General features: G+C 46.5%; 12 protein-coding genes and 3 pseudogenes. 13 read left to right on the top strand and 2 right to left on the bottom strand.

The genetic code is table 11. The features are described from left to right. Positions 1 to 7 precede the first annotated feature (7 nt). The 3 genes from ACYF68_RS08895 (at position 8) to ACYF68_RS08885 (ending at position 3,348) form a co-directional block, all read left to right on the top strand. A complete protein-coding gene (locus ACYF68_RS08895; RefSeq protein WP_461046434.1) occupies positions 8 to 634 on the top strand; it encodes a helix-hairpin-helix domain-containing protein in 627 nt (208 codons plus the stop codon). 16 nt (positions 635 to 650) lie between these two features. Then, on the top strand, positions 651 to 1,112 hold the full coding sequence (locus tag ACYF68_RS08890; RefSeq protein ID WP_344700944.1) for a ComE operon protein 2: 462 nt from the start codon (positions 651 to 653) through the stop codon (positions 1,110 to 1,112). 106 nt (positions 1,113 to 1,218) lie between these two features. After that, positions 1,219 to 3,348 carry a DNA internalization-related competence protein ComEC/Rec2 gene (locus tag ACYF68_RS08885; RefSeq protein ID WP_461046433.1) on the top strand — a complete coding sequence of 710 codons (2,130 nt, stop codon included), beginning with the start codon at positions 1,219 to 1,221 and terminating at the stop codon, positions 3,346 to 3,348. A gap of 11 nt (positions 3,349 to 3,359) precedes the next feature. On the opposite strand, the gene ACYF68_RS08880 is transcribed toward ACYF68_RS08885, so the two are convergent. Beyond that, positions 3,360 to 3,494: a YqzM family protein gene (locus ACYF68_RS08880; RefSeq protein WP_344700942.1), complete on the bottom strand. Its 135-nt coding sequence runs from the start codon at positions 3,492 to 3,494 to the stop codon at positions 3,360 to 3,362. Positions 3,495 to 3,588: 94 nt separating this feature from the next. Between ACYF68_RS08880 and ACYF68_RS08875 the strand changes: the two genes are divergently transcribed. Continuing rightward, positions 3,589 to 3,984 carry a hypothetical protein gene (locus tag ACYF68_RS08875; RefSeq protein ID WP_461046431.1) on the top strand — a complete coding sequence of 132 codons (396 nt, stop codon included), beginning with the start codon at positions 3,589 to 3,591 and terminating at the stop codon, positions 3,982 to 3,984. Beyond that, positions 3,972 to 4,550 carry a DNA polymerase III subunit delta gene (gene holA, locus ACYF68_RS08870; RefSeq protein ID WP_461046430.1) on the top strand — a complete coding sequence of 193 codons (579 nt, stop codon included), beginning with the start codon at positions 3,972 to 3,974 and terminating at the stop codon, positions 4,548 to 4,550. Before ACYF68_RS08875 ends, holA begins: the two co-directional genes overlap by 13 nt. Positions 4,551 to 4,607: 57 nt before the next feature. Here holA and rpsT read toward each other — a convergent pair whose 3' ends face one another. Next, positions 4,608 to 4,853, bottom strand: a complete 246-nt coding sequence (gene rpsT / locus ACYF68_RS08865; RefSeq protein ID WP_344700940.1) for a 30S ribosomal protein S20 — start codon at positions 4,851 to 4,853, stop codon at positions 4,608 to 4,610. Between the two features lie 159 nt (positions 4,854 to 5,012). Here rpsT and lepA point away from each other — a divergent pair. From lepA to ACYF68_RS08825, 8 genes and pseudogenes are all read left to right on the top strand, one after another. After that, positions 5,013 to 6,836 (top strand): annotated as a pseudogene (gene lepA / locus ACYF68_RS08860) (translation elongation factor 4). Positions 6,837 to 6,881: 45 nt separating this feature from the next. Beyond that, complete coding sequence (hemW, locus tag ACYF68_RS08855) at positions 6,882 to 7,997, top strand: radical SAM family heme chaperone HemW (RefSeq protein ID WP_461046428.1); 1,116 nt, start codon at positions 6,882 to 6,884, stop codon at positions 7,995 to 7,997. A 93-nt stretch (positions 7,998 to 8,090) separates the two neighbouring features. Continuing rightward, positions 8,091 to 9,089: a heat-inducible transcriptional repressor HrcA gene (gene hrcA / locus ACYF68_RS08850; RefSeq protein ID WP_461046427.1), complete on the top strand. Its 999-nt coding sequence runs from the start codon at positions 8,091 to 8,093 to the stop codon at positions 9,087 to 9,089. A 5-nt stretch (positions 9,090 to 9,094) separates the two neighbouring features. After that, on the top strand, positions 9,095 to 9,709 hold the full coding sequence (gene grpE / locus ACYF68_RS08845) for a nucleotide exchange factor GrpE (RefSeq protein WP_461046425.1): 615 nt from the start codon (positions 9,095 to 9,097) through the stop codon (positions 9,707 to 9,709). A 58-nt stretch (positions 9,710 to 9,767) separates the two neighbouring features. Then, on the top strand, positions 9,768 to 11,603 hold the full coding sequence (gene dnaK / locus ACYF68_RS08840) for a molecular chaperone DnaK (RefSeq protein WP_461046423.1): 1,836 nt from the start codon (positions 9,768 to 9,770) through the stop codon (positions 11,601 to 11,603). 94 nt (positions 11,604 to 11,697) lie between these two features. Next, a complete protein-coding gene (gene dnaJ, locus ACYF68_RS08835; protein WP_461046421.1) occupies positions 11,698 to 12,822 on the top strand; it encodes a molecular chaperone DnaJ in 1,125 nt (374 codons plus the stop codon). 2 nt (positions 12,823 to 12,824) lie between these two features. Beyond that, a pseudogene (gene prmA, locus ACYF68_RS08830) lies at positions 12,825 to 13,756 on the top strand (50S ribosomal protein L11 methyltransferase); the annotation flags it as partial. Between the two features lie 3 nt (positions 13,757 to 13,759). Further along, a pseudogene (locus ACYF68_RS08825) lies at positions 13,760 to 14,505 on the top strand (RsmE family RNA methyltransferase). Positions 14,506 to 14,537 lie beyond the last annotated feature (32 nt).

The raw sequence follows: 14,537 nt of genomic DNA, 5'->3' as shown, positions 1-14,537 counted from the left end.
AAATGCAGTGAATGAATTCATGGAAGTATGCAAAAAGTATAATGTTCCCATCGCTTGTGCGGCCGTATGTCTGGTCCTTTCGATAATTGTGTTTAGATTGATGTCTTCCAATGAGGAAGACATGCCGATGGAAGCCTATGAACCTCCAGCCTATGAAGAGTCATCCGATGAAGCCCCTGAGGAGGCGCAAGCCGAATCACAGACGATCATGGTGGAAGTCAAGGGGGCGGTGAAATATCCCGGTGTGTTCGAAGTCCCTAATGATGCCCGTGTAAAAAATGTCCTCGAGATGGCGCAGATCAAGGGGAATGCCGATCTATTGACCGTCAACCAATCCATGAAACTTAAGGATGAGCAGGTGGTGTATGTACCGGCTGTCGGAGAAGAAATTGCTGAAGGGCTTGTTAATCAGACGGAAGAAGGTGAAGAGACAAAAGCACTCGTAAACATCAATACTGCAGATGCAGACGAACTTACGACGCTTAATGGCATAGGTGAAAAGAAAGCTCAGCTTTTTTTGGATTACAGGGAAGAGAACGGGTTGTTCATGAAGCTTGAAGATATAAAGAATATCCCTGGCATCGGCGATAAAACATTTGAAAGTCTGAAGCCTTATATTACAATAGATGAATAGATACAGGAGGGGTAACATGAGAATCAATTGGCATCAGTACTTTCTTGCCCAAAGTCATCTGCTCAGTCTGCGGTCGACTTGCGAGCGGCTTAGAGTCGGTACGACCATCGTCAAGGATAACAGGGTCATTGCCGGTGGCTACAATGGGTCAGTTTCCGGAGAAGCGCATTGCATCGATGTGGGGTGTCTGCTCGAAGGGGGGCATTGCATCAGGACGATCCATGCCGAAATCAATGCATTGCTGCAATGTTCCAAGTTCGGCGTATCGACTGAAGGCGCAAGTGTCTATGTGACGCATTTCCCGTGTGTGCATTGTACAAAATCATTGATACAGGCCGGCATCAGCTCCATCTACTATGCAGAAGACTATAAGAACCACCCTTATGCGTTGGAACTTCTTGATAAAACCGGCGTCCATCATGAACGCATCGCATTCGACCGGGAAAACATCCTGGAATTATTCAAACAGGAGTCATGAAGTCGTTCCTGATTTTATTATCACTCGTAAATGCCCATATCATCTGCAATGCCCCTTGTTAGGGGCATTTTTTGTATCCATATCCTGTCTGGCCTGCATGAAGAGGTTGGACGGCTATGGATATCTTATTTTCCATATCACTTTGACAGCCGTGCTGACGACGGCTGTTTTTATATTGTCTGAAAGGCCTCAGTTGGAAACGGTCCAATCCATTACTATAACTGAATATAAATATTACCGTGAAGGTCTGGGGCATATAGCTGAAGCGGACGGGAGCAGTCTTGATGTGTATGTACCTGAAGGCATCGAGTTGCCGATCGGCACCCGGTGTGCTGGCCCTTTTCCGGTGGAGCAGCCTGAGGTGACACGGAACTTCATCAAATACAATGCCGTCAGGACGATGAAGGTCAACGGCATCGATGGTCGCATATATATGGAAAGAGGGGATCTGGAGAGGTGCAGGGGCTCTACACAACCGACTCTACATATGAAGATTGCACAGGCACGCGATGCCTATATGAGGAAAGTGCTCGCAAGTACGGCACACGATTATAAGTATGATATCCTGACGCTCTCGATCGGCAATAAATCATATATAACATCCGAATTTTTTGATGCGCTTCAGAAGCTCGGCATCTACCATCTGTATGTCATTTCAGGCACTCACGTCGCCTTCATCGGTACTGTGATATTCCATATCCTCAATCGCTTCCGCCTGGAAGTGGGTACGATAAGGATCATCATGATGGTTGTGCTGCTGCTGTTCCTTGCATTGAACTTTCCGAGCCCGAGCGTCTTCCGTGCCGTTCTTATGACGGTTACCCTGTTGATGTTGTCATTTACAAGGCGCAGACCGTACCTCACTGTCATCTCACTCTCTGCGATCATCCAGATAGTCATGAACCCCTGGATTGTGCATCATGCAGGCTTCCAACTATCATATCTTACGACTTTCGCCATTGTCCTTTCCAAAAACTATTGGATGCATTATGGCTTTATCGGACAGCTGATCGGCATTACACTTATTGCTGAAATTTCTACAGTAGCCACAGTGCTGATGCAGTTCAATGAACTCAGCATCAGCGGAATAGTGATGAATATGATCTATGTGCCTATTTTTACGCTGCTGTTTTTCCCGATGGTCATTTTCTATAACTGCTTGGTGTTCATAGGTATTCCCCAATCGGTGGACTTTCTGTATGCTTTCATGTTCAACAATCTGAAAGGGTCGATCGTATATTTGGCGGATATGATGACCCATCGGATCGCCGTCAAAAATTTAAGTGCCGTGGCACTGGTCATCGTTGTCATCGCGTCGTATCGGATGATCCGCGCCCTATGCCTGAGGGAGATGAAATCCTTCATCCTCTCGCTTTTGGTCCTCATCACTACACTGTTCACTTCAGATGCAATCCATCAGTATGATGTTACCGTCACCATGGTGGATGTCGGCCAGGGTGATGCCTTCATCCTGACCGATCATGTCAATGACCGGACCATATTGATTGATACAGGGGGCAAAAGATACTTGAATCCGGACTCGAAGAAACTATCGGATCAGACCGTGCTCCCATTTTTGAAAGAAGCGGGAATCAACAGTATAGACCTAATGATCCTGTCGCATTTTGATCTTGATCATGTGGGAGAATCAAAGCATATAATGGAGGAGCTGGATGTAGCGCAGATTTATCTGAACCCGTTCGACCCAAGCTTTAAAGAGTGGTATGATGATTTGTCCACGGTGCAAAAGGGCAGGGTGGTGGATGCTATGGAAGCGCCTGAAATTGAAGTGGGGGCCATCAGCATCAGGAAACTGTATCCCGTCTCCGAAGTGGCAAGTGATGATTCCAACCAGCACTCACTGGTGTTGGAGGTTTCGGCAGGTGCCTACACCTTCTTGTTTACAGGGGACGCTGATACGGAGGGTGAAGCCCAGATTATAGGGCGGTACGGATCCGTACATGCAGATGTCCTGAAGCTTGGGCATCATGGCTCGAACACTTCGACCGGAGAGGCGTTCATCAAAAATGGGGCATTTACATATGGCCTGGTATCTGCCGGAGTGGACAACCGCTACGGTCACCCCCATGATGAAGTGATGGAGCGGACTGCCCATCTTGAAATGTTCGACACTTCCGTGCACGGCATGGTCCGATTCAATATAAAAGATGAAGTGATGTGCGTCGACACGAAGTTCGAACAGAAAAATCACTGCATAAAAAAAAGAGCTGAATGATCAGCTCTCCATTAACCTGCAACAATCTGGAAAATCTGTGCCACGACGTAGATCGCCGTCAAACCGAGGAAACCGACAACAAAGCCGACACCGGAATCCACGACATCATTATTCTTGGATTGAACATGTTTTTCGAATTTATTCATGAGATAACCTCCTAAACATATCACTAACATTATATGATATTTACCAAAAAAAAGCTATAATGGATTTAGAATAGACAGAAGGGTGACGACCAATATGGACCGCTTACAGCTCATTTATGGCAATAATGCATTAAGGATATCAGAAAAAGCAAAGAAATTGGCTGAGGATTTTGTAGGGGAAGCGGATGATTTCAGCATCGTTGCCCTGAACTACAGGGAATCGACTATCGAGCAGATTATAGAAGAAGCACAAACTTTGCCTTTCCTATCGGACAGGAAGGCTATCCTGGTTGATGATGCCTATGCTTTTACAGGGGCTAAAGTACGCGCTGAAGTAGACCATGATATTGATCTGCTGGTGGAATACATCAACAATAAAAATGATGACGCACTCATCATATTCAAAGTCTATAATGAGCAGCTTGATAACCGTAAAAAGATAACCAAACTGCTTAAGAAAAAGGAGCCGTCACTGAAATGGCGGAGATGACGGAAAATGAAGTCAGGAGTTTCATCAATACGACAGCCGAAGAAGCCGGTGTCGAGGTGGACCCTAAAGCTTTGAACCTGTTCATTGCACGTGTCGGCATCAAATATGACCAAGTCAGGAATGAGTTGGATAAACTCCTCCTCTATACAGAGGGGAAGATCACCGAGGAGGCTGTGGATGAAATAGTCAGCGTAAGTCTTGAAGAGAATATCTTCAGGCTTACCGACCTCATACTGTCAGGTCAGAAGGCAGGTGCAGTCAAACTGCTCCGTGCGCTGATGCTTCAGAATGAAGAGCCGATGCAGCTGCTGCATCTGATCATCAATCAGCTGAGGCTGTTGTATCAAGTTAAGCTGATGATGCAGCAGGGCTATCAGGGAGAGCATATCGCAAAAGCACTGAAGGTGCATCCCTACAGGGTGAAATTGGCTGCACGGGAGATAGGAAAATACCGTCAGGATGAGTTGGAGCGGAAGATGGTCAAATGCCGTGATATCGACTATAAGTTCAAATCCAGCTATCTGAACCGGCAGAGCCTGTTTGAGCTTTTTATTCTGGAAATATAAAAAGGCCTCCAAGTGGAGGCCTTTTTTCATGAATAAACCCCTTCACAGAGGAGGGGGTTATTTTGTCATCAATTTTGATTTCAAGCGGGATGCTTTATTATCATGGATCAAGTTCTTCTTAGAAGCTTTATCTACGTATTTAACAGCATTGGAAACGAGTGTTTCCGTATTTTCCGCATTATTTTCTTTTGCAGTCATGGCACGCTTGACAGCAGTACGCATTTCATTTTTCTGAGCAATGTTTTGACGTTGAGCTTTATCAGTCGTCTTTACTCTTTTGATTGCTGATTTAATATTAGCCATTGCATTCACCTCCACCTTGTAGTTGTACAACATTGATTGCAACAAGAAGTATTTTATCAAACATCGCACCCTTATGCAATATAAACAGAAAAGGATTTGAATGAAATTGTTATTGTTGCTATAATACAACCATTGCTATTAGAGAAAGTTGGAAGATATATGAATGATCAAGAGCGTCTGGAACGACAGGAAAATATACGGAACTTCTCCATAATCGCCCATATTGATCACGGCAAGAGCACGCTTGCTGACCGCATCCTTGAAAACACCAAGTCGGTCACATCAAGGGAGATGAAGACGCAGCTACTGGATTCCATGGATCTGGAGCGCGAGCGGGGCATAACAATCAAATTGAATGCAGTGCAGCTTAAATATACCGCAAAAGACGGGAAGACTACATCTTCCACCTTATCGATACGCCGGGACACGTCGATTTTACATACGAAGTCTCCCGTTCATTAGCCGCATGTGAAGGCGCCATCCTTGTTGTGGATGCCGCGCAGGGCATTGAAGCGCAGACTTCTGGCCAACGTCTATTTGGCATTGGATAATGATCTGGAACTGATTCCGGTCATCAACAAGATCGATTTGCCTGCAGCGGAACCCGACCGCATCGCCCAGGAAGTGGAAGACGTCATCGGGTTGGACAAGGACGAAGCCATACATGCTTCCGCCAAGGCGAATATCGGCATAGAAGAAATTTTAGAGCGGGTGGTAGAAACGGTGCCACCGCCAAGCGGCGATCCTTCTGCACCATTGAAGGCACTCATCTTCGACTCGGTATACGACCCGTACCGCGGCGTAATCTCCTCGATCAGAATCGTCGACGGCACAATCAAGCCTGGTGACAAGATACGCATGATGGCTACCGGCAAAGAGTTTGAAGTGGCCGAGATAGGCATCAATACGCCTAAGCCATTGCCTGTGCAGGAATTGACGGTCGGTGATGTGGGCTACTTGATGGCCTCAGTCAAAAATGTCAGTGACTCCCGTGTCGGGGACACGATTACATCTGCTGAAAACCCTGCAGAAGCCCCTCTTCAAGGGTATAAAAAGATGAACCCTATGGTCTACTGCGGTATCTACCCGATAGATGCAAACAAGTACACTGACCTCAGGGAAGCACTGGAGAAACTCGAACTGAACGACTCTTCGCTTGTCTATGAGCCGGAGACATCACAAGCACTCGGCTTCGGCTATAGGACAGGATTCCTCGGGCTGCTCCACATGGAAATCGTGCAGGAGCGGATTGAACGCGAATTCGGCATCGAATTGATTGCGACCGCGCCGTCCGTAATCTACGATGTCTATATGACGGACGATACGAAGATAGCCGTCGACAACCCTGCAGAGATGCCGGATCCGCAAAAAATTTCACATATCGAAGAGCCATACGTCAAATCGACCGTCATGGTACCGAACGATTATGTAGGGGCAGTGATGGAACTGTGCCAGAAGAAACGGGGTAATTTCATCACCATGGATTACCTCGACGATATCAGGGTAAACATCATCTATGAAATCCCGCTTTCAGAAGTAGTGTTCGACTTCTTCGATCAGCTGAAGTCGCAGACTAAAGGCTATGCTTCATTTGATTATGAACTGATCGGCTATAAGGAAAGTAAGCTTGTCAAGATGGACATTCTGCTCAATAACGAAAAAGTCGATGCACTGAGTGTCATCGTTCACCGGGACTTCGCCTATGAACGCGGCAAAACCATCGTCGAGAAACTCAAGACACTCATACCCCGCCAACAGTTCGAGGTGCCTGTCCAGGCTTCCCTCGGTCAAAAGATCATTGCCCGGACGAACATCAAGTCAATGGGTAAGAATGTCCTTTCCAAGTGTTACGGTGGGGATATCAGCCGGAAGCGTAAACTGCTCGAGAAGCAGAAGGAAGGTAAGAAAAAGATGAAGTCGGTCGGAAGTGTCGAAATACCGCAGGAAGCATTCCTGGCCGTACTTAAAATGGATGAAGATTAAAAGCCACTACACCAGTGGCTTTTAGTTTTGATTGGAGAGTAAATCATGACAGAGAGTCTATATATCCACATACCGTTCTGCAACCGGATCTGCACATATTGCGATTTCAATAAAGTGCTCATTAAAAATCAGCCTGTCGATCAATATTTGGATGCGCTGATTGCAGAACTCGAAGGAATTGAACAGACGAACCTCAGAACTGTATTCGTCGGGGGCGGCACACCAACCGCCTTGACCGAGGCACAGCTCGATCGCCTGCTGACGGTCATCAATAACCGATTCGGCATAACGGAAGAATTTACGTTCGAAGCCAATCCGGATGAATTGACACCGGGTAAACTGGATGTCCTGGCCACCCATGGCGTCAACCGTGTGAGCCTTGGCGTGCAGACATTCAATGAAGATCTGCTTAAAGTTCTGGGCCGTTCACACGGTTACCGGGACATCTTCAATGCCATAGATCACATGGAGAAGATAGGACTAGACAACTACTCATTGGATCTGATGTATAACCTCCCGGGTGAAACGATGGGTGACCTGGATGACAGTCTGAACCACGTCGCCTCCCTTAAACCAAAACATGTCTCATGGTATTCGCTGATCATAGAACCCCATACGGTCTTCTATAATCAAATAAAGAAAGGCAAGATGACTGTGGATGACGATGATGTGGAAGCGCGTAAATATTTATATGTCATCGATGGATTAGATGCATTGGGTTATCCCCAATACGAAATCTCAAACTTCTCCATGCCGCAGTACGAATCTGAACACAATAAAACCTACTGGAAGAATGAACCTTATTATGGCGCCGGGGCAGGGAGCCACGGCTATATAGACGGAACAAGATACTATAACATCAAACCGGTGAACCATTATATAGAGGCGATGAAGGAATCAGGCAATGTCGTCAAAGAGAAAATCGTCCTTGAAAAGAAAGCTCAGATGGAAGAGGAGATGTTCCTTGGCCTGAGGATGAATAAAGGCGTCGACATGACACGTTTCGGTCAAAAATACGGTCCGATTGAAGATGTGTATGGCGAAGTGCTGGCGCGCCAGATTGCTGCCGGGCATCTGGAGCAAAAGGACGGCTACATTTCACTTACGCAGAAAGGGCGGCTTGTGGGCAACACCGTTTTTATGGATTTTCTCCTTGATTGAGTGTTTTTGAATTTATTCAAACTTATGGATTGACATTCTTTGACCATTTTGATAAATTAATATTGGCACTTGAGGATATGGAGTGCTAATGAGGTGAGGTCAATTTTAACCTATAGACAGGAGCTCATACTTTTTTCGATAGTTGATGATTTTCTGAAAGTCATGATGCCGATCAGTTCCAAATATCTGATCGACAAGTATAACCTCGACATCTCTTCAGCAACTGTGAGGAATGAAATGGCCAAGCTTGAAGCAGATGGCTTCTTGACTAAACCACATACCTCGGCAGGTCGTATACCGGCAAGGAAAGCGCTGAGATTCTATATCGATAGACTCAACCAGCAGTTGAGCACAGACAGTGATGCACTCGACTTCACTTTCCTGCCGAAGATGGAAAGGGAGATGGACCGCGACCAGATGAGCCGTTCCCTGGCAGATATGATCAGCGGCACCACCCAATACCTGACACAGGTTTCCTTATCTGAAGAAGATGAAAAAGTAAAAGGCCTTTTGCTTACACCCATTACCACACACACACTATTATTGATCATCGTGCTTCAATCAGGTGCGATCCGAAAAATTCCAGTCAACATGGAAGATGCAATCACGGTACCTGAGTTGGAAAAGCTGGGTAACGAGCTGAATGTGCTGACATTCGATCAGCCGATCAGCAGATTGCCGGAGATCATCCATGCAATGAAAGTCAGGCACGCCCTCAACGGCTTGAAGACGAATCTTGCGCGGGCAGCTGCAGAAGCTGCCGGCGAGCCGGGACAGATAGTGGGACATTCCGGATTCAATCATCTGATCCATCAGATCAGCAGCGACATCAGCACTTTGCAGCTGCTCTATGATGATATGGAATCAGATCAGTTGAATGAATTGATCGATCTCACTAAAATAGATGGCGTTGATGTCTATTTCAGTGATGAATTGAATCGGGACTATGATTCCATTTCAGTCATTGCGACGGACTTTCATGTAAACGGCATGAACGGCAACTTGATGATCATCGGTCCAGAATTGATGGGGTACAAAAAGGTAATTCAATTGATGTACGCCATCCGGAACCAGGAAATGAAGAAGGAGTGATTGTAGTGACAGAAAATAATAGCGAAGAAACAGTGGCAAAAAAGAATCATGCCGAGGATGAGGACACAATCATCGAGCATGAGTCGACTGACCAGGAACAAACTGGAATCGAGGGCGACAGTGCTGACGTGGTATCAGATGACGAGTCAGCCCAATCAGACGCCACACAAAAGGACGAGGAAATCGAAGCGCTGAAGCAGAAGTTGGAAGATGAAGAGAACAGAAATCTGAAACTGCATGCTGAGTTTGATAACTTCAAGCGCAGGAATCGTCAGGAGATTGAAAACAACAACAAATACAAACACCAGAAGATTGTGGAAGATCTTCTCCCGATCATTGATAATTTTGAGCGGGCCCTTAAAATCGAGGGGGACTCCGAGTCTTTCGTATCACTCCACAAAGGTGTTGAAATGGTCTACAATGATCTTGTCAATACATTGATGAAATATGAAGTGACGGAAGTGAAGAGCGTCGGAGAAGAATTCGACCCGAATTTCCACCAGGCGGTCATGACCGAGTCTTCCGATAAAGAAGCCGGCATCATCCTTGAGGAATTCCAAAAAGGCTATATCCTGAAGGATCGGGTCATCCGCCCGAGCATGGTTAAAGTAAGCGAATAAAGCTTTCTATCGACACGAATGAAGCAACACCAATCAACCAAAATGGAGGAATTTTGTAATGAGTAAAGTTATCGGTATCGACTTGGGAACAACTAACTCTGTAGTCTCTGTACTGGAAGGCGGAGAACCGAAAGTCATCCAGAACGCAGAAGGCAACCGTACGACGCCTTCAGTAGTATCTTTCAAAGATGGCGAGAAACAAGTAGGTGAAGTCGCTAAACGTCAGGCGATCACAAACCCTAACACGATCATGTCCATCAAGAGACATATGGGTACTGAACACAAGGAAACGATTGAAGGCAAAGATTATACACCTCAAGAAATTTCAGCTATGATCTTGCAAAATCTTAAAGAAACAGCAGAAAGCTACCTTGGAGAAAAAGTTGAAAAAGCAGTTGTAACTGTACCTGCATATTTCAACGACTCCGAGCGTCAGGCAACAAAAGACGCGGGACGCATCGCAGGAATGGAAGTTGAGCGTATCATCAACGAGCCGACTGCAGCTGCATTGGCATACGGCCTGGATAAAAAAGAGCAGGATGAAAAAATACTCGTATTCGACCTTGGTGGCGGTACGTTCGACGTTTCCATCCTTGAACTCGGCGATGGCGTATTCGAAGTGCTTTCAACAGCAGGTGACAACAAACTTGGTGGTGACGACTTCGACGACGTGATCATCGATTACCTGGTCGAGTCCTTCAAGAAAGAAAATGGCATCGACTTGTCTAAAGATAAGATGGCGACACAGCGTCTGAAAGATGCAGCTGAGAAAGCCAAGAAAGATCTTTCTGGAGTATCTTCCACACAAATCTCCCTGCCGTTCATCTCAGCAGGAGAAGCAGGTCCTCTTCACCTTGAAGAGACTCTGACGAGAGCCAAATTCGAAGAGTTGTCCAAAAACCTGGTTGAACGCACTATAGGCCCTGCACGTCAGGCAATCAAGGACGCAGGCATCAAAACAAGTGAAATCGATGAAGTAATCCTGGTCGGTGGTTCAACTCGTATACCTGCAGTTCAAGAAGCAATCAAGAAAGAAACGGGCAAAGATCCAAACAAGAGTGTCAACCCGGACGAAGTTGTCGCAATGGGTGCTGCAATCCAAGGCGGAGTCCTCTCCGGTGATGTTCAGGACGTCGTACTGCTGGACGTTACACCACTTTCCCTTGGTATCGAAACAATGGGTGGCGTATCCACTGTCCTGATCGAGCGCAACACTACAATCCCGACAAGCAAATCACAAGTGTTCTCAACAGCAGCGGACAACCAGCCGGCAGTCGATATCCATGTGCTGCAAGGTGAGCGTCCGATGGCTGCAGACAACAAGACACTCGGCAGATTCCAATTGACGGATATTCCACCAGCTCCACGAGGCGTACCTCAAATCGAAGTGACATTTGACATCGACAAAAACGGTATCGTAAATGTTGCCGCTAAAGATCAAGGTACAGGAAAAGAGCAGAAAATCACAATCGAATCCAGCTCCAACCTGTCTGATGAAGATATAGACAGAATGGTCCAGGAAGCGGAAAAGAATGCTGAAGAAGATAAGAAGCGCCGCGAAGAGGTTGATTTGAGGAACGAGGCGGATCAGCTCGTATTCACTACAGACAAGACGATCGAAGATCTTGGCGACAAAGTGGAAGCGGACGAAAAAGAAAAAGCTGAAAGTGCGAAAGAAGAATTGAAGACTGCACTTGAAGGTACTGATATGGAAGATATCAAAGCGAAAAAAGATGCACTGGAAGAAATCGTCCAAGGCATGTCCATGAAGCTGTACGAGCAGATGGCTCAAGAACAGCAAGCCCAAGAAGGTGCAGAGACACAAGGTACGCAAGATGACGATGTCGTTGATGCAGACTTCAAAGAAGTGGATGACGAAGAAGATAAAAAATAAGCAGAACCATAATTTCAATTGAGGAAAAGTCAAAGCCAAACGCATTGGCTTTGACTTTTTTAAATGATATAGTATACAGGTTGGAGGCGATAGTATGGCAAAGAAGGATTACTACGAGGTGCTTGGTGTCAGTAAAGATGCTTCAAAAGATGACATAAAGAAAGCATACAGGAAACTGTCCAAGAAATATCACCCTGATATAAATAAAGAAGAAGGCTCAGATGCTAAATTCAAGGAGATATCTGAAGCATATGAAACATTGAGCGACGAAAACAAAAGGGCGCAATACGACCGCTTCGGCCATGAAGGCATGAATCAGCAGTTCGGCGGCGGTGGTGGATTCAGCGGCGCCGGTGGCTTTGGAGGTTTTGAAGATATATTCAGCTCATTCTTTGGAGGCGGCGGTAGAATGGATCCGAACGCTCCGAGGAAGGGTGACGATCTCCAATACACCATGACGATCAGTTTTGAAGAAGCGGTGTTCGGGGTCACAAAAACAATCACAGTCAAAAAAGAAGTGCAGTGTGAGACTTGTGACGGCTCAGGTGCAAAACCGGGTACTTCCAAGACGACATGTAAGATGTGTTCCGGAGCTGGCCGTGTTGCAGTCGAACAGAATACACCGTTTGGCAGGATACAGACTGAACGCACATGTCCAACTTGTCAAGGTACAGGGGAAGAGATCGAAGACCCATGTAACGTCTGTAAAGGCGCCGGCACTGTAACCAAAGATGTCGAAATTGAAGTCACTGTGCCTGAAGGTGTCGACAATGGCCAACAAGTCAGACTACAAGGTAAGGGTGAACCGGGAGTAAACGGTGGCCCGTCAGGCGACCTCTATATCGTCTTCCGTGTCAGGGCCGACTCCAGATTCACAAGAGATGGCGATGACATCCACTATGAACTGCCGATTTCATTTGCCCAGGCCGCCCTTGGGGATGAGGTCACGGTGCCGACGTTGAATTCTGAAGTCGTCTTGACCGTGCCGGCCGGTACGCAAACGGGCAAACGCTTCCGTCTTAAAGAAAAGGGCGTCAAAAATGTCCATGGCTATGGTTATGGCGATCTCTTCGTAACAGTAAAAGTAGTAACACCAAGCAAACTTACTGAGAAGGAAGTTGATCTGTTCCGTCAATTGGCTGAACATGGCGGTGAAGACATCCAGGAGCAGAACGAAAATATTTTTGATAAAACAAGACGATTTTTTAAGGGTGACTGATCATGAAATGGAATGAAGTGTCAATCCATACAAAAGAAAGAAATGAAGAGTCATTCTCAATTTTTCTGAATAAAATATCCAAGGGAGTGTCGGTTGAACACTCCCTCGATATTTTAAAACGCAAAATAGATGACTTCGACGATAAATATCGCCTTGACCCAAAAGACTACCCGGAGAGTGACATCCGGATTGTCGTCTATTTCGATGAGACTGTGGATCTCGATAATAAGATGGATGCGATCCGTTCCTTTATCGATGAAGAGCCGTTGGATGCCAAAGCGGATATAAAAGTAGCGGTAAAGCAGATAGATGAAGCCGATTGGGAAAATGAATGGAAAAAATACTTCCATAGTTTCCGTGTTTCAGAGCATTTCGTCATAGTTCCTTCATGGGAGCTTGATGAGTATGAATTTCTGGAAGGCGATAAATTGATCAAGCTGGATCCTGGCATGGCTTTTGGTACAGGAGATCACCCCACAACGAGCATGTGCCTTCAACTGGTCGAGAGGATCGTCAGACCGGAACACAAGATCATCGATGTCGGCACAGGCTCCGGCATTTTGACGATCGGTGCGCATCTCTTGGGGCAAGGGACCTCAAAGCCACAGATATTGATGATCTTTCAATAAAAGTGGCCCGTGAAAATTTCGAGCTGAACGGCTGTGCCGACGATATTGTACTGGAGACTGGTGATCTATTGAAAGATGAGACGGAACAGTACGATATCATCATCGCCAACATTCTTGCGCATATCGTCGATGACATGATCGATGATGCCTATAGCCGTCTGAATGACGGTGGGAAATTCATCGCTTCCGGCATCATAACCGAAGCACAAGAAGGAATCACTTCCCATATGAGCGCGGCAGGCTTCGAAATAGAAGAAGTGCTAGCAGAGAATGGATGGGTCAGCATATTGGCCCAAAGGTATAGCACCATGCAGAGGTACTTCACAAAAGACGTCATCGAAAAGGGGAAAGCTTTCGAGCTTCCGGAGTCAGATGTGCATCATGTCAGGAATGTGATGCGTTTTAAGCCCGGAGATACTGTCCATATGGTAGATGCCTCGAGACAGACGCATTTATGTAAGTTGCTTACAGTGGAAGAGTCGGTAAGTCTCATGCCTGTGGAACTGATTGAAGAATCCCCCGAACTTCCGGTTGATGTGACAGTGCTGTGCCCGCTTTTGAAAGGCGAGAAATTCGAATGGATGCTCCAGAAGGCAACGGAACTGGCACCCATGCCTTTCAGATATATGCAGCGGATCGGTCAATCGTCAAACTGGATGATAAAAAGCGGCGGAAACGCCTTGAACGGTTTGAGAAAATCATCAAGGAAGCGAGCGAACAGAGCCGCCGCCAAATCATTCCGCAAATAGGATTTGAGGCAGGGGCAATTCAACTGGATTTCGAACAGTTCGATCATGTGTTCTTCGCCTTTGAAGGAAATGCAGGGGAGCGTGCAGCCAGCCTAGCCGAAGCGGCGAGTAAAACTGCAGCTGGCGATCACATAGCCATCATCTTCGGACCTGAAGGTGGGTTCAGTGAGCGTGAGGTGGAAAGATTATCGCATTTTCACTCAGTCCATCTTGGCCCCCGTATTCTGCGCGCAGAAACAGCTCCGTTATATGCGCTGTCAGCCATTAGCACCATATTCGAAGCACCGCCGGCTCCATTGAAGTAACGGGCCGGCTGTGCTATATTTGGTGCAGATGT

This window comes from Salinicoccus sp. CNSTN-B1, from assembly GCF_054792835.1.
Note: the sequence above shows the minus strand (reverse complement) of the source record. Positions and strands in the feature narration are given on the sequence as shown.